Below are 20,937 nucleotides of genomic sequence, written 5' to 3' on the forward strand. Positions count from 1 at the left end.
GGCGCTAAAAGTGCGGCAGGCCGCACGCGCGAGTGAACGCGGTTACTGATCCAGCACGAGCTTGATGTCGAGCGGCGGTTCCGAACGGCTCAGATTGAGCCGCTTCACACCGGTGGCGGGGGCGTCGGCATACGCGAGATAGTCGATCGTCCAGCCGTCCTGGGTAATCTGCTTGAGCCGCGCAGGTTGTTCGGGGTCTTTCTCCGTCTTTGCGCGCGACGTTGGCGCCGGCGACGGCTGCAACCAGTAACGCAGCCCTTCGACGGGCAACGCGAAGCCGAGCGCGTTCTGCATCAGCGTGGACACATTGTCGGCGGTAAGCGGCTGACGGTTCGGCAACTCGAGGGTGGCCGAAGCCGGCGACGACGTGACGATCGCCAGCGTCTGCCCCAACGGGTTGCGCAACTGCAAGGTCACGGTGTCGCCTATTTCCTGCCACGAGAAATTGCCGTACGCGTTACGCTGCTGGCCGTTCTGGTCGTTGTACTGAATGGCAAAGCGGCCCTGGTAACTGCGGCTCGTCTGTGCGGTGACGGAGGTCGCCGCGTTCGACGTGGACGGCCCCTGTGGTTTCACCGAAGCACACCCGGCAAGCGCGACAACCGCCGCCGCTACGAAGCCAAGCGCCGCGCCACGCGGCGCCTGGGGAAAGGAAATTAAGCGGGAAAGGCGCATCAAAGATCGTTCACCTGAAGTCGTTGGAGCGTTTTGACGAGCGTGTCGTTATCGGGTTCGAGCTTGCGTGCATCGCGGAACGCGGCGCGCGCCTGATCCTGTGCGCCGGTTTTCCACAACACTTCGCCGAGGTGCGCGCCGATTTCGGCATTCGGCTGAATGTCATAAGCCTTGCGCAACAGCCTGATCGCGTCCGACGTGTCACCCATCCGGTATTTGACCCAGCCGACGCTATCCATGATGAACGCGTCGTTTGGCGCCAGTGACGATGCCTTCTCGACCAGCTTGTCCGCCTCGGCCAGACGCTGACCGCGATCGGCGAGCGAATAGCCAAGCGCGTTGTACGCCTGTGGATTGTCCGGCTGAGTCTGGATCAGCTTGCGCAATTGCGCTTCCATCACGTCGTAATGGCCGTTCTTTTCCGCGGACATCGCGTAGTCATAGGCGAGGTCGGGGTCGTCGGGGAACATGGCCGTGGCCTGCTGCAGGCGCGACTCGGCTTCCGGATAGCGCTTCGCGTCGAACAGGATTGCTGCGTCCGTGCGTGCGATCAGCGCCTGGTCACGCGGATCGGGCGACTGCAGATTGGCGAGCAGCCTGCGCGCGTCGTCGGTCTTGCCCTGCTTCGCGAGCAGTTGCGCGCGCGTGATCTGCGAAGGCACGTACTGCTGGCTCGACGGCGAAATCTTGTTCAGCCAGTCGCTAGCCGCCGCTTCGTTCTTCTGCTCCAGCGACAACTGCGCGAGATAGATATACGCTTGCCCCGGATCGGCGCCCGGCGTCTTTTCGGCCTGAGACGCATACTGCGTCAGATAGCTCTGTGCGTCGTCGTAATTCTTCTGCTGAATCTTGATCAACGCGAGCGCCATGAGCGGCGTGAGATCGTTCGCGTTGTTCTTGTGCATGATCTCGAACTGCTTCTGCGCGTCGTCGAGACGGTCGCTCGCGAGATACAGCTGGGCAAGCGCAAGACGCGCGTCATGCGACTTCGGGTTCTGCTGCACGTATTTTTCGAGCGACGCAATGCCTTCCTTGCGCTCCTCCGGACCCATCTGCGACAACATCAACGCCGCCGGCAAAAAGTCGGGCTTCAGCGTGAGCGCCTGTTCGAGCGACTTGCGCGCGCCGGGCTGATCGTCTGCGAGAAGCTGCTGGCGTGCGATCGCCAACTGCGCTTCCGGACGGTTCATGTCGTTCTTCAGCAGGTCTTGCAGCACATGCAGGCCGCCGACCCGATTCGGGCCGCGCGCGAGCAGCAGTTGCAACGCGAGGATCGCATTGCCGCGGTTGTCGGGCGGCACCTTCGTCATTTCGTTCGCAAGCAGCGGCTCGGCGTCGTCGGGCTTGCCGGAGAGCACCAGCAGCGACGCATCCAGCTGCGCGGCGCGCTCCGAACTCGGCGCATACTGCTGCCACAACTGCGCAGCGGTCAGTGCGTCCGACGGGCTCTGCGCAGCCAGCGCGATCTCGGTGGCGCGCTGCGCCATGCGCGGATCGTGCGTGTCGCGTGCGAGCGCGAGGTAGGTCTGATAGGCCGGCGCCGGCTGATCACGTTGCAACGCGACTTCAGCGGCGAGCACCTGGAAAACGATCTGGCTCGTCAGCGGCACGCTGGGCAAAGACTTCTGATCTTCCGCCGTGGCCGGACCCAGCGGCTCGGGCAGCGTGACGGACGTGTCATCGGAGTCCGGCGAAGGGTCCTGCGCATGTGCGGGTACGGCCGCCAGCGCCCAGACGGCGAGCGCGGCCGCACCCAGCATCCGGCGGGCGGACACGGTGTGCGGCACGCGGGATGCGCTAGCCGGGCGCTTTGAAAACAGCTTCACGAAGGACAAGTTCATGGAAATCCGTTCAATGTTTCGGACGATTGTAACGCGCTCGCTACAATACGCGCACAACCACTCACGCAAGTTGCAGACCAGTTAGACATGCCAGAGTTGCCAGAAGTTGAGGTTACCCGACGGGGGATCGAGCCGTATGTCGCCGGCCGCAAAGTGGAGAGCGTCGATGTGCGCACGCCCGCGTTGCGCTGGCCGATTCCCGCCGACCTTGCGAAAACCTTGCGTGGTCACGTCGTCCGCAAAGTCGAACGGCGCGGCAAGTATCTGCTGTTCGAAATCGACGCCGGGTGGTTCATCGTCCATCTTGGCATGACCGGCACGTTGCGCGTGCTGCGCCACGTGCCGCATCCGCCGGCGGCGGCAAAACACGATCACGTGGACTGGATCTTCGACGACTTCATTTTGCGCTTTCGCGACCCGCGCCGCTTCGGCGCGATCCTCTGGCATCCGCGCGAGTCCGGCGACGTGCTCGACCATCCTCTGCTTGCCAGTCTCGGCGTCGAGCCGTTTTCGCCGGCGTTTTCCGGCGCGCTCATGCATCGGCTTACACGAGGGCGCAAGGTGTCGGTGAAGCAGGCGCTGCTGGCGGGTGTAATCGTCGTAGGCGTGGGAAATATCTACGCGTCGGAAAGCCTTTTCCGCGCCGGCATTCGTCCTACGACGGCGGCGGGCCGCGTCTCGCTCGTGCGCTACGATCTGCTCGCCGACGCCGTGCGCGTGACGCTCGCCGCTGCGATCGAGAAGGGCGGCAGCACGCTGCGCGATTTCGTCGGCAGCGACGGCGAGAGCGGCTACTTTCAGCTCGACTATTTCGTCTACGATCGCGCGGGTTTGCCGTGCCGCGTGTGTGGAACGCCGATCAAACAGATCGTCCAGGGACAGCGTTCCACGTATTTCTGCCCTACCTGCCAGCGTTAGAGTTCAATGCCCTCCCGTTTGTCCGCACCCTCCACTTCGTCCGCCGCCGCTGTCTCGCCCGCCTGCAGCGCCATGCCCGATTTTTCCGCGCGGCTGATCGCATGGCAGCGTCAGCATGGGCGCCATGATCTGCCGTGGCAAAACACGCGTGATCCTTATCGCATCTGGCTGTCTGAAATCATGCTTCAGCAGACTCAGGTGTCGACGGTGATCCCGTACTACGCGAAGTTTCTTGCGCGTTTTCCGACGGTCGTCGCGCTGGCCGCCGCGCCGGTGGACGACGTGATGGCACTGTGGGCCGGCCTTGGCTATTACACGCGCGCGCGCAACCTGCATCGCTGCGCGCAGGTGGTGGTCGAACAGCATGGCGGTGCGTTCCCGGCATCGGTCGACGCACTCGCGGAATTGCCCGGCATCGGCCGCTCGACGGCGGCGGCGATCGCGTCGTTCGCGTTCGGCGCGCGCGCGACGATTCTGGACGGCAACGTGAAGCGCGTGCTCGCGCGTGTGTTTGGCGTCGAAGGCTTTCCGGGCGAAAAGAAAGTCGAAAACGGGATGTGGACGCTGGCGGAATCATTGCTGCCGTCGAATGCATCGGACGACGAAGTTAGCGCCTATACGCAAGGGCTGATGGATCTCGGCGCAACACTATGCGTGCGCGGCAAACCTGATTGTCTGCGTTGCCCGTTCGCTGCCGACTGCGTCGCCAACGTGACCGGCCGTCAGCGTGAATTGCCCGCGGCGCGTCCGAAGAAGACGGTGCCCACGCGTCGTACATGGATGCTCGTGCTGCGCGACGGCAACGCGGTGATGCTGGAGAAGCGTCCGCCCTCGGGCATCTGGGGCGGTCTGTGGAGCCTGCCTGAAGCGCCGGATGAAGCCGCGCTTGCCAAGCGCGCGCGTGCTTTCGGCGGCGGCGAGGTGTCGCGGCTCGCGCCGCTCACGCATGTGTTCACGCACTTCAGGCTGGACATCGAACCGCGAATGACCGAGCTGGACCGTGGTATCGACGCGCTAACGGCGCTTGGCGACGCCGACACCGCATGGGTCGCGCTGGACGATCTCGATTCGTTCGGCGTGCCCGCGCCGGTGCGCAAACTGCTGGATGGTTTGCAAGGCTCGCTGATCTGATCTGATTCGATCTGACTGGGCCGGGCGGCGCAGCGCGAGCCCGCGGTTTATAGCAGCTGATGCTGCTGCATGTAGTGATGAACCACGTCGATCCGCGCGCCGGCGTCCTGCAGTTCCATCAGCTTTTGCCGCGCGCGCAGTGCGATCGGCAGCACTTCGGCGAGACGGTTCGACACCCACGACGGATCGTCCAGCCTGAACGGTTCGGCGAACGGCAAGCTGTCGGGGTCGCGCTCACGGATGGTCGCGATGATCCGCTCCAGTACTTCAGCACACGCGCCGAACTTCGCCAGTTGTTCGTTGCCTTCGAGCGGCGTGTCGTCACCGAGCGGGTCCGCCATGCCGACCAGCAAACCGCTGGATTCCACACGATGCGACAGCAGGCGAAAGCGCTTCGTGCCTCGCGCGCGGATCAGCAGCATGCCGAATGCTTCGACATCACACTCTTCGATTTCGGCGAGACAGCCGATTGTTTCGGGCACCGAAGGCTCGTCTTCACGCGCCACCTCGGCGCCGCTTTTCAGCAGACACACGCCGAACGGCGTTTTTTCCCGAAGACAGTCGCGCGCCATGTCGAGATAGCGCGCTTCGAAAATCTTCAGCGGCAGGAGCCCGTCGGGAAACAGCACCGTGTGCAGTGGAAAAAGCGGCACATCGGCAAGCACAGTAGAAGTGGTAGACATGGCGCAACGCTTCGAGTTAAGGCCGCGCGACGCGGCCGGTTAAGCCACTAACTTCGAGGATGCGCTGGGGTCCACCGGCGCATCGCGGTGCCGCACAATCACATTCGCCGCCGATGCGAGACGCGCGGCGAGCGTCTCGGCAATGAACACCGAGCGATGCTGCCCACCCGTGCAACCGATCGCGACCGTCAGATAACTGCGGTTGTCGTCACGGAAATGCGGCAGCCATTTGGCGAGAAACGCTTCGATGTCGCTGATCATTTCATGCACGACGGGCAGCGCATCGAGAAAATCCACTACCGGTTTGTCGAGGCCCGTAAGAGGCCGTAATTCACGATCGTAGTACGGGTTGGGCAGCGTGCGTACGTCGAAAACGAAATCGGCGTCGAGCGGCACGCCGCGCTTGAATCCGAACGATTCGAACATCAGCACGAGTCCCGCCGACTCCTGTTCGATGAAACGCTTGACCCATGCGCGCAACACGTTTGCGCGCAGATTGCTGGTGTCGATCTGCTGGCCGAACTCGGCAAGGCCTGCAACGAGTTCGCGTTCACGTTCGATCGCTTCGGCAAGCGACGTGAGCAGGCCGACATCGGCATCATACGCAGTGGAGCCTGAGAGCGGGTGGCGGCGGCGCGTTTCGGAGAAGCGTTGAATCAGCGCCTGCGTGCTGGCATTCAGGAACAGAACGCGAACATCGTGGGAGCGGGACAGGTCGCGGATCATCGCGGGCATTTCGTCGAGCGACGCGCTGGAACGCGCATCGATCGCGACCGCGAGGCGCTCCTGGCCGTCTTCGGCGAGATAGGCGGCGAGTTCCGGGAGAAAGCGCGGCGGCAGATTGTCGACGCAGTAATAGCCCGCGTCTTCAAGCGCGTTCAGAGCAACTGACTTGCCGGAGCCGGATATACCGGTGATCAGGATTATGCGCATGGAGTCGAGAGATGTGTACGTTTCATCATAGCATCTGGCCCGCGTGCGCGTACCGGCTCGCCAGCTTTGACGGTCGCACGTAAGGCGCGTTGAGCGGGGCGCTCCGGCCTGTTGGGGCAAGGCCGTTCATGCGCTTTTTCCGGGTCAGGCGATCGCTGCGGGCACTGGGAGCGCCGCGAGCGTCGCACGATCAGATCAGCTTGCCGGGGAACTGGCTGTCCGGGTCCTGCATCGCCAGACGCTGGCGATCCATGAAGTCGCGCAACGTGTCGATACCGCGCAATTGCAGGATTGTGTTACGCACGGCGGCTTCCACGAGCACCGCGAGGTTCCGGCCGGCCGCCACCTGGATCGTGACCTTGCTGATCGGCAGGCCGAGTACGTCGACGGTCTGGCTTTCCAGCGGCAGCCGCTGGAATTCACCGTCAGGACGGCGTACCAGTTGCACGATCAACTTCAGTTTCATTTTCCGCCGGACAGCCGTTTCACCAAAAATCGTTTTGATGTCCAGCAGGCCCAGTCCACGTACTTCCAGCAGATTCTGCAGAAGCGGCGGGCAGCGCCCCTCGACGAAGTCAGGGCCCAGACGCACGAAGTCCACCGCGTCGTCGGCCACGAGGCCGTGGCCGCGGCTGATCAACTCAAGACCGAGCTCACTTTTGCCAAGGCCTGAGTCGCCGGTGAGCAGCACGCCCATGCCGAGAATGTCGAGAAATACGCCATGCAGCGTGGCACGTGGCGCCAGAATGCGCGACATGTAGAGCCGCAGGCTGTCGATCACCGCGGCGGCTGACATGGGCGTGGTGAAAAGCGGCGTGGAGGAGCGCGTGCAACGCAGCACCAGTTCCGGCGGTGCCGCGACGCCGCCCGCCACCACCAGGAACGGCGGTTCCAACGCGATCAGCTCCGCCATGTGGCGCGAGCGGTCTTCGTCCGTCTGGCGTTTGTAGTAGTCGATTTCGGCGTCGCCCAGCACCTGGATCCGGTTCGGGTGGATCAGGTTCAAGTGGCCGACAAGGTCGGCGCTCGACGTGGCATTGGCGACCGATTCCGAAGAAAAGCCGCGTTCCCAGCCTTCATGCCCTGTCAGCCAGCTCAGTTTGAGTGTGGCTGCATTATCGTCGAAAATGCTTTGGGCGTTGATGCTGGACGTATCCATGAGTCAGTGACTCCAGTGTGGGCCGCTTTGCCAGGCAAGCGCCGCCGCTTGCCTGACGTTACCGCATGCGCGCGCGTGAGCGGCATGCGGCTAACCGGCGTGCGGATAACCGCCGATGCATCAAGGTTGCCACTGAGTGAGCAGGCGATGCAATGCTTCACGGTCTTCTTCTGTATGAAGACGCTCGCGAGCCTCGCGATCGGACAGCAATTGCGCAATTTCCGAGAGGATTTCGAGGTGCTGCTGCGTGGCCTGTTCCGGCACGAGCAGAAAGATCAGCAATGAGACCGGCTGACCGTCGGGCGATTCGAAGGGGATGGGTTCAGCAAGACGCACGAATGCAGCGAGCGGTTGCTTCAGGCCTTTGATCCGGCCATGCGGAATGGCAACGCCTTCGCCGAGCCCGGTGGACCCGAGGCGCTCACGCGCAAACAGATTGTCTGTGACCGTACTGCGGGCAATGCCGTTCTGGTTCTCGAAGATCAGGCCCGCTTGCTCGAACACGCGCTTCTTGCTGGTGACCGATAGTCCGACGACGACGTTCTCGAGGGGAAGAAATTTGGCTAAACGATTCATGTTGACAGGCGAAAACGTGGCCTGGGTGCTCCTCGCTGGGGCGTTTGGGTGGCGTTCCATTCGACTGATGCTCGCGGTGACATGCCTGGGAGTTCAGAAATGCAGGACTCCGGCCGACTTCCGTAAAAATCAGGTAGACCCCGATGGTAACCGGAACATTATAGAACAGGGTTGCCACCGATGGTGCGGCGCGCCATCCATGCGCAACAGGTTTTTAACGGTTTAGTCCACGCGTCGCGAAGCTGCGCGAAAACGGGCCCCAGAAGCGAAAAACCGCCCAGTTGCGGGCGGTTTGGCGACTACACGAGAAATGAGTAAAACCCTCTAATTTCCCTATTGCGGCGGCACGTCCAGTTGCGGCGCCGGCTGATACTTCAGGGCGTCGTGCGCGTGGCCCTGCAGACGATCCTTGTGGCGTAACACTTGCCGATCCAGCTTGTCGATCATCAGATCGATTGCAGCGTAAAGGTCGCTGTCGCAGCTCTCGACAAAGATGTCCTTGCCCTTGAGATGCAGGTTGATTTCAACCTTTTGACGCTTTTCCTTTTCCTTGTGGTTGTCGACCGAGAGGACCACACTGCCGTCGATGACCTGATCAAAATGTCTTAGCACCCTATCCAGTTTGGTGATCACGTATTCGCGCAACGCAGGCGTTACTTCGAGGTGGTGTCCACTGATCTGCAGATTCATAGTGCTTCTCCAAGCTAGTGGCCGCCTGGTCCGCACGATGACGTAGGTCCGGTCGATCTGTCGGCTTGCCTGAGTCGTTCCCCGTTGACTGACTTCTGGCAGGTCGCGTCGGCCGGCCTGTCCGCCAACTTGCGGAGCGGCCGGTAAATGCCCGCCGCAGGAAGCGACGCGCTATAAAGACTTGCGCAGGTTGACTGCTGGAATCTTGAGCGCTTCACGATACTTCGCGACGGTACGCCGTGCGACGACGAAGCCCTGTTCCGCCAGCAGTTCGGCTATGCGACTGTCTGAAAGAGGCGATTTTGAGTTTTCCGCTCCTATCAGTTGTTTGATGAGCGCGCGAATGGCCGTGGAAGAGGCTGCGCCGCCCGTGTCAGTCGAAACGTGTGATCCGAAAAAGTACTTGAATTCAAGCGTCCCGAATGGGGTCAGCATGTATTTACCGGTTGTCACACGCGAGACAGTTGACTCGTGTAAACCCAGCGTATCAGCAATTTCCCGCAAAACCAAGGGGCGCATGGCAATTTCGCCGTGCACAAAAAAGCTCTTTTGACGCTCGACAATGGCTTGCGCGACCCTGAGGATAGTCTCGAAACGCTGCTGGATATTCTTGATCAGCCAGCGTGCTTCCTGCAGTTGCTGGCGCAACGATCCACTGCCCGGGTCCCCCCGGTTATTGCGCAGAATATTGGCATACAGGTGATTGATGCGCAGCTTCGGCACCACCTCGGGGTTCAGCTCCGCCTGCCACCCCTGAGCCGTTTTGCGCACCATGATGTCGGGCACCACGTAGTCTGCTTCGGCCTTGCCGTAAGCCGCGCCGGGAAACGGTTCGAGCGAGCGAATCAGTACATGCGCATCGCGCAGATCGTCGTCGCTTGCCTTCAGGTGTTTGCGCAGACGCGTGAAGTCGCGCGCAGCGAGCAGTTCCAGATGATGCGCAACGATCTCCAACGCCAGTGTGCGCGTGGGCGACCCCGGAAGCCGCAACAATTGCAGCCTCAGGCATTCGGATGCGGAGCGCGCGCCGACACCCGCCGGGTCGAAGCTATGCAACAGCGCCAGGGCGGCGTTCAGTTCGTCCTGATCGACTTCGAGTTCTTCCGGCAGATCGGCCTGTACCTCTTCGAGCGTGGCGGAAAGATAGCCATCGTCGTCGAGCGATTCGATCAGGAAGGTGATCAGCGCGCGGTCGCGTTGACCCGCCGAAGTCACGCGCAATTGCGCCATCAGATGATCGCGCAGCGAAGTGCTCGATTCGTGGATCTGCAGAGGCGGCAGATCGTCGTCGTCGGAAGCGTTGCCGGAGCGGCCGTAGTCATCCAGATTCCACTGCGAAGCATCGCCGTTACCGTCGCCCGAGAGGCCGTTGTATTCATCCACGCCTTGGGGTTCGCCGTTTTCGGCGCGATCGCCGCTGCTGGACGATGACGAAACGTTGCCGCCCATCTGGTCGGGCGGCGCCGATGAGCCAGGCGCCTGAGCGATCAGCGAGCCGTCCGCCGCCACGCGAAGCGGGCTCGCGATCCAGTCGTCCTCGTTCTCGAGGAGCGGATTCTGCGAGATCGCCATGGAGACTTCCTGTTGCAGTTCGAGCGTAGACAACTGCAGCAGCCGGATGGACTGCTGCAGCTGCGGGGTCAGCGCAAGATGCTGCGATAGGCGGAGTTGGAGACTGGCTTTCATGGCAAATTGAGATTCATTGTAGAGAGTTTGCCACGACCGCGATACATTGCGACAGCCGCAATCACGCGTGAGCCCGATTTTTGCTCATGCCAGGCACAGTGGTGCCCAGGTCAAAAATGCTGATGTGCGGCGCCGCGAAGGGGCCGACGGAGTCGCCGCAAAGCGGGCGAGCAGGCTGGCCGGAATGTCCACTGGCAAGCTGGCCGTGGCCGCCGGACTGCGCCGACGGCCCTTTGCGCACTTACATGCGGAAGTGTTCGCCGAGATAAACGCGCCGTACGCTCTCGTTCTCGATGATTTCACTCGGCGCGCCGGCGGCCAGCACGCTGCCGTCGCTGATGATGTACGCGTGATCGCAAATGCCCAGCGTTTCACGCACGTTATGGTCGGTGATGAGCACACCGATATTGCGCTGCTTCAGGAATTTGACAATCTTCTGAATTTCGAGCACTGCAATCGGATCGACGCCGGCAAAGGGTTCGTCGAGCAGAATGAAGCTGGGGTTGGTGGCCAGCGCGCGTGCGATTTCGACGCGCCGGCGCTCACCGCCCGACAGCGACAGCGCCGGGTTTTCTCGCAAATGCGCGATCTGCAACTCATCGAGCAGCGCTTCAGTGCGGCTCGTGATCGTGTCCTTGCTGAGCCGCTTGCCGTTGTCTTCATGCTGCAGTTCGAGCACCGCGCGAATGTTCTGTTCGACGGTAAGCTTGCGAAACACCGAAGCTTCCTGCGGCAGATACGACAGACCCAGCGACGCGCGCTTATGAATCGGCAGCAGGCTGATGGACTTGCCGTCCAGATCGATTTCGCCTGCGTCGAGCGGCACGAGGCCCACGATCATATAGAACGACGTGGTCTTGCCCGCGCCGTTCGGGCCGAGCAGTCCGACCACTTCGCCGCTTTTGACGTCGAGCGACACGTCTTTGACGACCGTGCGTGAACCGTAACGCTTCTTCAGATTGCGCACCACCAGCGAGCTACTGGTGCCGGCCGGCTTGCGATTGGGAAGGGACGCTGAAGTGCTCACTGATTCGGCGCTCCCTGGAGGGTCGTGGACGGCGCGAGCGTGGCCGACGCGCCGTTCAGCGGCGCGGCGCCGCCATTGCGCGGAGCGAGCATGGCGCGCACGCGGCCGGTCGGGTTGCCCGGACCGGCAACGTCCTTGCCGGACTTCGCGGTATAGAAATCGTTCTGGCCGTCGTACGTGACGACGCTGCCATGCACCTGGTCCATCACGGTGGACAGGCCTTGCAGGCGCTTCACGGTCGCGTTGGTGGTGAGCGTGGTCAGATCCTGCTTGCCGTCGTAGTCGATGCGAACGGCCGTGCCTTCGATGTACTCGTCGAGACCTTCGCGCTTCTGGCGGAAGTACGACAGATTGCCGCCGCTCGACGTGCCGGTTGCATATTGGTAACCCTGCGGGTCTTGCGTCACTTCGACACGGTCGGCCTTGATCACGATCGTGCCTTTGGTGGCGACCACATGGCCGGTGAAGATGTTGACCTGCTTGAGGTCGTCGTACGTCATGTTGTCCGCTTCGATGTTCAGCGGCTTGTCCTTGTCGGCGCGGTCCGCGTGCGCGAGCGGCGCAAAGCCGGCGAGCGGCAACGCGACCAGCAGTGCGGCGAGCCCGGCGCGGCACGCGGACAAGGCGCGCGAGCGGCCGGTTTCAAAACGGGGGAACGATTCGTTCATGCAGTCACGCCTGGAGTGGATTTACCCGGGTTACTTGGGCGAGCTGCCACCGGCATCGGACGCGGCGATCGCGCCTTTGACATTGCCGAACAGTTGCATCACCCGGGTGACGTTGTTGTAGTTCATGCCGCTGGCAGTCATCACCGACATGCCGCGCTGAAGTTTAACCGGCTTTTCGGTCTCGATCACATCGTCGTTGACCAGCACTTTAAAATGCGCGGAATCTGCCTGCATCTGCGGATCGCCATTGCCGGGCGCGCGCAGAATGCGCGCATTTCCATAGAGATCGACGATCGAAGCGTCGCCGTTCACCGTGCCGGTGTCGCCCGTCGCGGTGACGATCGGCTTGCCCGGCTGGAACGCGCGCATGGCCGGCTTGACCAGATCGCTCAGTTCGTCGTCTTCATAATGAATCAGCGACTGGGCGGTCAGCCGGTATTGCGTCGAACCGGATTGATCGAGTTCGGAAACCGAAAAGTTGTCGGCGAAATAGTCCGGCGTGTGCTCCTTGGGACGCACCACGCCTTCGTTCTGCCGCGGCAGCGTAGCCTGAAGCAGCCACCAGGTGATGCCCGCGAGCGCCGCCATCGCAATGAGCGGAATCAGCGAAGTCAGGCGAAACTGATTCATCCGACGAGGCCTCGCTGTTCGCCGCTACACGCGGCCGCGAGCAGCGCGTCGTATTTGTGCTGTGCGCGCAGCAAAGTGTCGACGACTTCGCGCGCCGCGCCGTGTCCGCCACGCGCCTCGCTGACCCAGTGAGCGCGCGCGATCACTTCAGGATGCGAGTTGGCGGGCGCGGCCGCAAAGCCCACCTTCAGCATGACGGCGAGGTCGACCCAGTCGTCGCCCATGTAGCCGCACTCTTGCGCCGTGAGGCCGGTCTTCGCGAGCAGGTCGGCGAACGCCGCCGGCTTGTCCTGCACGCCCTGATAGAGATGCGCGACGTTCATCTCTTTGGCCCGCACGGCGACGATGCCGGACTTGCGCCCGGTGATGATCGCCGTCTCGATGCCGGCCTCGCGCAGCAGCTTCATGCCGTGACCATCCATGGAGTGGAAGGCCTTCATGGTGTCGCCTTCCGCGGTGAAGAGGAGGCCGCCGTCGGTCAGCACGCCGTCGACGTCGAAAATCATCATCTTCACGCGGCTTGCGCGTTCAGTAGCGGACAGGGACACGGAAGCCATCAGATCACCTTCTTCGAGAACAGGTCGTGCATATTGAGTGCGCCGATCAGCGTGCCTGCTTCGTCGACGACCAGCATCTGATTGATGCGGTGGCGCTCCATCAGTTCCACGGCTTCCACCGCGAGCTGGTCCGGACCGATGGTGCGCGGACCAGCGGTCATGACCGAAGCGATCGACAACGCGCGGAAGTCGCCATCGCGTTCGAGCACGCGGCGCAGGTCGCCGTCGGTGAAAATGCCGGCCACGCGGTCCTGATGATCGACGATCGCCGTCATGCCCATGCGCTTGGCGGTCAGCTGGAACAACGCGTCGCGCACGGTGGCCTCCGTTGTGACCTTCGGCACCTGGTCGCCCGTGCGCATCACGTCGCGAACATAGGTCAGGAGACGCCGGCCGAGCGCGCCGCCCGGATGCGAGCGCGCGAAATCGTCACGGCCGAAGCCGCGCGCGTCGAGCACCGCGACTGCGAGCGCATCGCCGAGCGCGAGCGCGGCGGTGGTGCTGGCAGTGGGTGCGAGATTCATCGGGCAAGCTTCTTTCGAGACCGCGGAATTCAGATGGACATCGGCCAGTTGTGCGAGACTCGACGACGGGCGTCCGGTCATTGCAATCAGCTTCGCGCCGAGCCGCTTGATCAGCGGCAGAATCGCCACGAGTTCTTCGGTTTCACCTGAATTGGAGAGGGCGATAAAGACGTCGTCCGAGGTCACCATGCCGAGATCGCCGTGGCTCGCTTCGGCGGGATGCACGAAGAAAGCCGGCGTGCCGGTGCTCGCCAGCGTGGCCGCGAGCTTGCGTGCCACGTGACCGGATTTGCCGATGCCGGAAACCACCACGCGCCCACGGCACCCCAGGATGAAATCGACCGCCCCGACGAAACCCTCGTCGAGTTGATCGCGAAGCGCGCGCACGGCGTCCGCTTCGATGTCGAGCACGTCACGAGCGAGCGCAAGTGCCCGGTCGCCATTGATTTTCGCTATCATTCGCGGAGTATAGCAAAAGGCGCCTGTTCGCCGCGCCGGGCCTGCTGTGCCAAGCTGCTCTCTTTACTGCTGTCTTAACGGCCCCTCAACCTTGTCGCACGGCGGTTTGCGTGCGCGGTTCCGCTGACGAACGAGGACGCTTCACGTATGCGTTTTTGCCGATGATTTCCCCACTCGAAATGACGCTGTTCCTGCTGCTGGCATCGGTAGCGGGCGTGGTGATCTTTCGCTTCCTGAATCTTCCTCCCATGCTCGGCTATCTCACGGTCGGCATCGTCGTGGGACCGCACGCATTCGGTCTGATTCCGGATTCGGTGGGCGCACAGAATCTCGCCGAATTCGGCGTGGTGTTTCTGATGTTTTCGATCGGGCTGGAGTTTTCGCTCGCCAAGTTGCGCTCCATGCGCCGTCTCGTATTCGGCCTCGGCCTGCTGCAGGTCATCGGCACGATTGCGGTAGCCGTGTCGCTCGGTTTTTTGCTGCAACGCTGGGTGCATATCACGTGGCAGGCGAGCGTCGCGTTGGGCGGCGCGCTCGCCATGTCGTCGACGGCGATCGTCAGCAAGATGCTCGCGGAGCGGCTCGAAATCGAAACGGAGCACGGCCGCAATATCTTCGGTGTGCTGCTGTTTCAGGATCTGGCCGTGGTCCCGCTGTTGATCGTCATTTCGGCGCTCGGCGGCGACTCGAAAGATCTCGTCAACGCATTGAGCATTGCCGCGGTGAAGATCGTCGTCGCGCTCGCGCTGCTGCTGATCGTCGGCCAGCGCTTCATGACGCGCTGGTTCAACGTGGTCGCGCGGCGCCGTTCGCAGGAACTGTTCATTCTGAATCTGCTGCTGGTCACGCTCGGCGCTGCGTTCATCACCGACAAGTTCGGCCTGTCGCTCGCACTCGGCGCGTTCATCGCCGGCATGCTGATTGCCGAGACGCCGTATCGTCATCAGGTGGAAGAGGACATCAAGCCGTTTCGCGACGTGCTGCTCGGTCTGTTCTTCGTGACCACCGGCATGCTGCTCAATCCGCGTGTGATCTGGGAGCACCCGCTGATCGTGCTCGGCTTCCTGATCGGTCCGCTGCTGCTGAAGGCCGTCATGATCACGGGCTTGTCGCGGCTCTTCGGCGCATCGCCGGGCGTGGCCATGCGCACCGGTATTGGTCTCGCGCAGGCGGGCGAATTCGGCTTCGTGCTGCTCAATCTGATTCTCGACAAACACCTCGTCGACGCCACCCTGCTGCAGGCGATTCTCGCCGCCATGCTGCTGTCCATGCTCGCCGCGCCGTTCCTGATTCAGAACGCGGATCGCATCGTGCTGCGGCTGTCGTCGTCGGAATGGATGATGCAATCGCTGCAAATGACCCGTATCGCGACGCAGAGCCTCAAGCAAAGCGGCCACGTGATCATCTGCGGCTACGGGCGCGCCGGTCAGAATCTGGCCCGCATGCTGGAGCATGAAGGGCTGTCTTACGTTGCGCTCGACCTCGACCCGGATCGCGTGCAGGCGGCCGCCGCAGCAGGCGAATCGGTCGTGTTCGGCGACGCCGGGCGGCGCGAGTCGCTGCTCGCCGCCGGTATCCACCGTGCGGCGGCGATCGCGATTACCTACGCGAACACGCCGTCCGCGTTGCGCGTACTTCATAACATCCATGAACTGGAACCCACGCTGCCGGTGATCGTGCGTACGGTCGACGACGCCGATCTGGAAAAGCTGCTGGCCGCCGGCGCGACCGAGGTGATTCCCGAGATCGTCGAAGGCAGTCTGATGCTGGCGTCGCATACGCTGGTCGTAATGGGCGTGCCGATGCGGCGCGTGGTGCGGCGAGTCGAGGAAATGCGCGACGAGCGCTACGCACTGCTGCGCGGCTACTTCCACGGCGCCGACGACGTGGAAGACGACGACGGCCACGAACAGGTGCGGCTACAATCGGTGCCGGTCGACGAAAACGCGGATGCGGTGGGTCGCACGCTCGCCGATCTGGGTTTGTTCGAAATGGGCGTCGAAGTGACAGCGATCCGGCGGCACGGCATTCGCGGCGTCGAGCCGGACCCGTCTACCAAGCTGCGCGCGAGCGACATCGTGGTGCTGCGCGGCTTGCCCGAACAACTGGCCGAAGCCGAGGAGCGTCTGTCGAAGCATCGGCGCGCCGGCGCAGCAGCGGCCTGAGCTTGCGCGCGGCCTGTTGCGCCGGCGGCGCTCTCTTACCTTTGCACGGCATGTCCGCCCCGGCTTGCCTGACTGAGATTTAATCGGACCGTCTGGTCCATCCGGAGACATCATGTCCAACGCGCTCACGAGCGCGCCGCTCGATGCGGCCGACTACATCAAAAGCCACATCCGCACGGTGCCGGACTGGCCGCAGCCGGGCGTGCAGTTTCGCGATATCACGCCGCTGCTGCAGGAGCCGAAATCATTTCGCGTGCTGATCGATCTGTTCGTGCAGCGGTACATCGGCGCGAAGCTCGACTACATAGCAGGCCTCGACGCGCGCGGCTTCATCATCGGGCCGATTCTAGCGTACGAACTGAACCTCGGCTTCATTCCGATCCGCAAGGCGGGCAAGCTGCCGTACAAGCGTGTCGCGCAGTCATACGAGCTTGAATACGGCACCGCGACCGTCGAGATTCACGAGGACGCCTGCAAGCCCGGCGACCGCGTGGTGATCATGGACGACCTGATCGCGACCGGCGGCACGATGATGGCCGGCAAGATTCTGCTCGAGCGCCTGGGCGCGGTGGTCGTGGAGGGCGCTGCAATCATCGATCTGCCGGAACTGGGCGGCTCGAAGCTGCTCGGCGAAGGCGGACTCGCGCTTTATACGGTGACGCAGTTCGGCGGCCACTAACCCGTTTTCGACCGTTCGTCGAGAACGGCGATTCCTGCTCATCAGAAGGGGCGCAGCGATGCCGAATTTTGTGTTGTTCCTCGTCACGTCGGTTGCCATCACGATGGCGCCCGGACCCGACAATCTGCAAGTGCTCGCGCGCGGCATCTCGCAAGGCCGCGCGGCCGGTCTCGTCGCCGCGCTCGGCTTTGCCGCCGGCATCACGTTTCACACGACGCTCGCCGCCTTAGGCGTGGCCGCATTGCTGCGTTCGTCGCCGGTCGCGTTCGAGGTCATCAAGCTCGCGGGCGCGGCGTATCTGATCTGGATCGGCATCAAGGCGCTACGCAGCCAGGGTCTTGCCACCGCGCACGAACGCGCGCCGCAACCATTGATGGCAGTGTTTCGCCAGAGCGTGCTCGGCAATCTGATGAATCCGAAGGTGACGCTGTTCTTCGTCGTGTTCCTGCCGCAATTCGTCAAACCCCTTGGACCGCAAAGCGTGACGGTACAGATGCTCGAACTCGGCGTGCTGTTCATGTTGCAGACCGTCATGGTGTTTTCACTGTTCGGCGTGTGCGCAGGGATGATCGGCAGCTGGCTCAAGCGGCGCCCGCGCGTGGGCGTGTGGCTCGACCGCCTCGCGGGCGCGACCTTCATCGCGATCGGCATTCGCGTTGCGTTGCGCGACTAGCGCAAAGCTGCACGCATGGCCTTGCACCGCAGCGAAACCGTCTGGAGCTCGACATGACTTTGCCTTGCATCACCGCCGCGCGCCGTTTCGACGTTCATGCGCATCTTCCGTTCTGGATCGACGCTGAACAGGTCGGCTGGATTCGCACTGGCGATGTGCCGTTGCTCACACGCTGGCCGGATGTATTCGACATTGACCACGCCGGCGTCAAGCTGGCGCCCACCTTCAACACCGTCGATCTGCGCAGCGCGGCGCTGGGCTCCGTAATCGGTGCGCTCGCTGCCGAGGGGCGCATTCCAGGCTGGCGCAACGAGACCTACGCGATCCGCAACGCGTTCGACTCGCCGCCGCTCGCATACATCGAGCGCGCGGCGTCGCGCTTCTTCGGCACGATGACGTACGCGGTGCATCTGAACGGCGTCGTAGAATACGCGGACGGTGCGCCGCAGCTGTGGATCGCGCGCCGCAGCGATACCAAGGCCACCGACCCCGGCATGCTCGATAACGTCGTGGCCGGTGGAATTGGCTGGGGCTTCGGCATCGAAGCGACCATCATCAAGGAGTGCTGGGAAGAAGCCGGCATTCCCGAGGACATCGCCGCACGCGCCGTGGCAGGCCGCACCGCGCACGTGCTGCAGTCGTTGCCGGAAGGTACGCAGGCCGAACAGATTTTCATCTACGACCTCACGTTGCCGGCCGATTTCGCACCGCGCAATCAGGACGGCGAGGTGGGTGAACATCGGCTTGCACGCATCGGCGAAGTCGCGCGCTGGATCGAAGAGGGCGCAATGACCGTCGACGCGAGTCTGGCTACGCTGGATTGCATGTTGCGGCGTCGCTGGATCGACGAAGAGGCGTGCGAAGGGATCGACGCGCTATTCGCGCCGCCCGTGTTCGCGTGAGCCAGGCTGACTGCACACGCGTTTTCCCACTCGCTCGTGAGAAGCACGCGGCAATGGCCCGCAGCAAAGCAGCACACTGAACGAAACCACGCATTGAAGAAGGGAGTCACCCAGGTCATGTCGACCGATCACAGCTTTATCCTCAAACTGTCGTGCGCCGACCGGCCCGGCATTGTCCACGCGGTGTCAGGCTTTCTGTTCGAGCGCGGCAGCAACATTCTCGACTCTGCGCAGTTCGGCGACAGCCGCACCGGCGAGTTTTTCATGCGCGTGCATTTTCAGCAGGTGGGCGGCGACCCGGGTCTGGAGGCGCTGCGCGAGTCGTTCGCAACGCTTGCCGAGCAGTTCGGCATGCGGTGGGAATTGCATGATGCGTCGGTGAAGCCGCGCGTCGTAATCATGGTGTCGAAGATCGGTCACTGTCTGAACGACTTGCTGTTCCGTTACCGCACGGGGCAGCTGGCCATCGAGATCGCAGCAATCATCTCGAACCACAAGGAGTTCTATCAACTCGCCGCGAGTTATGACATTCCGTTCCACCACTTCCCGCTGCTGGGCGGCACGCCCGAAGCGAAGGCCGCGCAAGAGGCGCGCGTGCTCGAAGTGATCGACGAACATCAGGCGGATCTGGTCGTGCTCGCGCGTTACATGCAGATTCTGTCGCCGAAACTGTGCGAAGCGTTGGCCGGTCGCGCGATCAACATTCACCACTCTTTCTTGCCCAGCTTCAAGGGCGCGAAGCCGTATTACCAGGCGTTCGATCGCGGTGTGAAGCTGATCGGTGCAACCGCGCATTACGTGACCACGGATCTGGACGAAGGTCCGATCATCGAGCAGGAAGTGGAGCGCGTCGATCACAGCATGACGCCGGAACAGTTGACGGCGATTGGCCGCGACGTCGAGTGCGTGACGCTCGCGCGCGCGGTGAAGTGGCACGTCGAGCATCGTGTCGTGCTGAACGGCAGCAAGACGGTCGTGTTCCGGTAGGCGACGTGAGCTAAAGGCGGGCGTGCTGATTCGCGCGCAAGGAAGAAAGGCGCGGGGCTTCTGGTTGAGCCCCGCGCCTTTTTGCATGCTGTCCAGGATCAGGTTCGCGCGGTCGAGCGGGCGCTGTCTCGTGTCTTCCGCGCATTCTGCGCGTTGTGCGCCGAGCGGCGGCGCGCATTGAGCTTCTTCAACCAGATCAGAAGGCCGGTCGCGCTCAGCACGGCGACCGCAACGCCCATCGCGCTAATCAGAATCCGTCCGCCCAGGCCGAGAATGCGGCCCGAATGCAGCGGGAACTGCACCTGCATGAAGACGTCACCCGCCGTGCCTTTGCCCGGAATCGACGCGCCGAGTGGCTGGCCGGTCGCCGCGTCCCAATACATCCACGGGTTGCCGAGGCCGAAGTCGCCGTGGTCGTTGCCGGTCGCGTAAAAGCCGACGCCGTACGCATGCATGAACTCCGCGTAATAGAGGCCGCCCGGCGCGACTTTCAGGCGTTGGGCTTTGCCGGCGTCTTCCGCGAGCCGCACGATGGTCTCGCGGCTCAACACCGGCTCGCCGGGTTGAGCGGGACGCAGCAATTCGGGATTGTTGATCGGGTCCGGCGTGAGCGGCGAAAGCAGCGAGACGAGCGGCCGCACCACCGGTCGTGACAGATTCATCGAGATCGACGTCAATGCAATCACCATCAGCACGCCCCAGATCCAGACGCCGCCGGAACGATGCAGGTCGAACGTGAGCGCGTAGCCGCCACGCCGGAGGCGGAACGCGAACGACTTACGCCATGCCTTGAAGCTCGGAAACGAAAGCCACAGCGCGACCATGCTGTCGAAAAACCATACGATGCCGACAATGCCCATCAACCACGTGCCGATGTCGATGCCGCCCGTAAATGGCAGATGCAGCGTGTAGTGCAGCTTGTAGATAAACGGAATCAGATTGATCCTGGCGAGCGAGACGGCGCCCCATTCGCGACGGCCCTGAATGGCGCCGGTTGCCGGATCGACGGCGATCTGATTGAAATCGAGCGGGTAGGGCTGCCGGGTGGCCGGGTTCACGCGCGGCGACACCATCATGAGAAGCGTGCGGCCAGGTTCCGCGTCGAGTGGGAGATAGGTGACCTGGACGCGCGGATCGGCGGCTTCGACCCGGCGCGCGAGTACCAGACCAGGCAGCGCCGGCGCGTCGGTGCGCGCATTGAAAAACGACGGATTCAACGCCGCGTCCAGTTCGTGATCCCATGCGATGATCGCGCCAGTCAGCCCGGCGACAAACAGGAAGAGCGCGGTGGCGATACCCAGCCAGCGATGAAGCCGCACGAACTGCCGCCTCATGCGCGAGCCAACGAATAGAGGCGGAAATTAAGACGGAACA

At 62.9% G+C, this 20,937-nt stretch carries 21 protein-coding genes; 7 read left to right on the forward strand and 14 right to left on the reverse strand.

The genetic code is table 11. From position 1 onward, the window contains the following. Positions 1-42: 42 nt before the first annotated feature. Both lolB and AAGS40_RS01695 read right to left on the reverse strand, forming a co-directional pair. Positions 43-675 (reverse strand): lipoprotein insertase outer membrane protein LolB, encoded by a 633-nt coding sequence (gene lolB / locus AAGS40_RS01690; RefSeq protein ID WP_345812787.1) that lies wholly within the window; start codon positions 673-675, stop codon positions 43-45. After that, positions 675-2,516 carry a tetratricopeptide repeat protein gene (locus AAGS40_RS01695; RefSeq protein ID WP_345812789.1) on the reverse strand — a complete coding sequence of 614 codons (1,842 nt, stop codon included), beginning with the start codon at positions 2,514-2,516 and terminating at the stop codon, positions 675-677. The genes lolB and AAGS40_RS01695 overlap by 1 nt, the downstream gene beginning before the upstream one ends. Before the next feature lie 87 nt (positions 2,517-2,603). On the opposite strand from AAGS40_RS01695, the gene mutM reads away from it, so the two are divergent. Beyond that, a complete protein-coding gene (gene mutM, locus AAGS40_RS01700; RefSeq protein WP_345812790.1) occupies positions 2,604-3,434 on the forward strand; it encodes a bifunctional DNA-formamidopyrimidine glycosylase/DNA-(apurinic or apyrimidinic site) lyase in 831 nt (276 codons plus the stop codon). Between the two features lie 6 nt (positions 3,435-3,440). Continuing rightward, positions 3,441-4,565, forward strand: coding sequence for an A/G-specific adenine glycosylase (gene mutY, locus AAGS40_RS01705; protein ID WP_345812791.1), 1,125 nt, complete (start codon positions 3,441-3,443; stop codon positions 4,563-4,565). Between the two features lie 47 nt (positions 4,566-4,612). Here the strand turns inward: mutY and AAGS40_RS01710 are convergent, their stop codons facing one another. The 11 genes from AAGS40_RS01710 to kdsD all read right to left on the reverse strand — a co-directional run bounded on the left by AAGS40_RS01710 (position 4,613) and on the right by kdsD (position 14,157). After that, positions 4,613-5,248 carry an LON peptidase substrate-binding domain-containing protein gene (locus AAGS40_RS01710; protein ID WP_345812792.1) on the reverse strand — a complete coding sequence of 212 codons (636 nt, stop codon included), beginning with the start codon at positions 5,246-5,248 and terminating at the stop codon, positions 4,613-4,615. A 39-nt stretch (positions 5,249-5,287) separates the two neighbouring features. Continuing rightward, entirely contained in the window at positions 5,288-6,181 is an 894-nt protein-coding gene (gene rapZ / locus AAGS40_RS01715) for an RNase adapter RapZ (RefSeq protein ID WP_345812793.1), read from the reverse strand. Between the two features lie 190 nt (positions 6,182-6,371). Further along, positions 6,372-7,340 carry an HPr(Ser) kinase/phosphatase gene (gene hprK, locus AAGS40_RS01720; protein WP_007179412.1) on the reverse strand — a complete coding sequence of 323 codons (969 nt, stop codon included), beginning with the start codon at positions 7,338-7,340 and terminating at the stop codon, positions 6,372-6,374. A 120-nt stretch (positions 7,341-7,460) separates the two neighbouring features. Further along, entirely contained in the window at positions 7,461-7,976 is a 516-nt protein-coding gene (locus AAGS40_RS01725) for a PTS sugar transporter subunit IIA (protein WP_345812794.1), read from the reverse strand. A gap of 273 nt (positions 7,977-8,249) precedes the next feature. Beyond that, positions 8,250-8,606 (reverse strand): ribosome-associated translation inhibitor RaiA, encoded by a 357-nt coding sequence (raiA, locus tag AAGS40_RS01730; protein WP_345812795.1) that lies wholly within the window; start codon positions 8,604-8,606, stop codon positions 8,250-8,252. Between the two features lie 171 nt (positions 8,607-8,777). Further along, positions 8,778-10,292 (reverse strand): RNA polymerase factor sigma-54, encoded by a 1,515-nt coding sequence (locus AAGS40_RS01735; RefSeq protein WP_345812796.1) that lies wholly within the window; start codon positions 10,290-10,292, stop codon positions 8,778-8,780. A gap of 241 nt (positions 10,293-10,533) precedes the next feature. Further along, positions 10,534-11,319: an LPS export ABC transporter ATP-binding protein gene (gene lptB / locus AAGS40_RS01740; protein ID WP_345812797.1), complete on the reverse strand. Its 786-nt coding sequence runs from the start codon at positions 11,317-11,319 to the stop codon at positions 10,534-10,536. After that, positions 11,316-11,987, reverse strand: coding sequence for a lipopolysaccharide transport periplasmic protein LptA (lptA, locus tag AAGS40_RS01745; RefSeq protein ID WP_345812798.1), 672 nt, complete (start codon positions 11,985-11,987; stop codon positions 11,316-11,318). Before lptA ends, lptB begins: the two co-directional genes overlap by 4 nt. A 30-nt stretch (positions 11,988-12,017) precedes the next feature. Next, positions 12,018-12,617, reverse strand: coding sequence for an LPS export ABC transporter periplasmic protein LptC (gene lptC / locus AAGS40_RS01750; protein WP_345812799.1), 600 nt, complete (start codon positions 12,615-12,617; stop codon positions 12,018-12,020). Further along, positions 12,614-13,174, reverse strand: a complete 561-nt coding sequence (locus AAGS40_RS01755) for an HAD family hydrolase (RefSeq protein WP_345812800.1) — start codon at positions 13,172-13,174, stop codon at positions 12,614-12,616. The genes lptC and AAGS40_RS01755 overlap by 4 nt, the downstream gene beginning before the upstream one ends. Further along, positions 13,174-14,157: an arabinose 5-phosphate isomerase KdsD gene (gene kdsD, locus AAGS40_RS01760; protein WP_345812801.1), complete on the reverse strand. Its 984-nt coding sequence runs from the start codon at positions 14,155-14,157 to the stop codon at positions 13,174-13,176. Before kdsD ends, AAGS40_RS01755 begins: the two co-directional genes overlap by 1 nt. Positions 14,158-14,318: 161 nt before the next feature. Between kdsD and AAGS40_RS01765 the strand changes: the two genes are divergently transcribed. From AAGS40_RS01765 to purU, 5 genes are all read left to right on the forward strand, one after another. Further along, positions 14,319-16,322 carry a cation:proton antiporter gene (locus AAGS40_RS01765; RefSeq protein ID WP_345814464.1) on the forward strand — a complete coding sequence of 668 codons (2,004 nt, stop codon included), beginning with the start codon at positions 14,319-14,321 and terminating at the stop codon, positions 16,320-16,322. Between the two features lie 112 nt (positions 16,323-16,434). Beyond that, entirely contained in the window at positions 16,435-17,001 is a 567-nt protein-coding gene (locus tag AAGS40_RS01770) for an adenine phosphoribosyltransferase (RefSeq protein WP_345812803.1), read from the forward strand. A 58-nt stretch (positions 17,002-17,059) separates the two neighbouring features. Then, a complete protein-coding gene (locus tag AAGS40_RS01775; RefSeq protein WP_345812804.1) occupies positions 17,060-17,674 on the forward strand; it encodes a LysE family translocator in 615 nt (204 codons plus the stop codon). 53 nt (positions 17,675-17,727) lie between these two features. Further along, entirely contained in the window at positions 17,728-18,576 is an 849-nt protein-coding gene (locus AAGS40_RS01780) for a DUF4743 domain-containing protein (protein WP_345812805.1), read from the forward strand. A gap of 117 nt (positions 18,577-18,693) precedes the next feature. After that, entirely contained in the window at positions 18,694-19,563 is an 870-nt protein-coding gene (purU, locus tag AAGS40_RS01785; protein WP_345812806.1) for a formyltetrahydrofolate deformylase, read from the forward strand. A gap of 98 nt (positions 19,564-19,661) precedes the next feature. Here the strand turns inward: purU and AAGS40_RS01790 are convergent, their stop codons facing one another. Then, positions 19,662-20,897 carry a PepSY-associated TM helix domain-containing protein gene (locus AAGS40_RS01790; RefSeq protein WP_345812807.1) on the reverse strand — a complete coding sequence of 412 codons (1,236 nt, stop codon included), beginning with the start codon at positions 20,895-20,897 and terminating at the stop codon, positions 19,662-19,664. Positions 20,898-20,937: the final 40 nt, after the last annotated feature.

Origin of the sequence: Paraburkholderia sp. PREW-6R, from assembly GCF_039621805.1 — a bacterium.
Classification (GTDB): domain Bacteria; phylum Pseudomonadota; class Gammaproteobacteria; order Burkholderiales; family Burkholderiaceae; genus Paraburkholderia.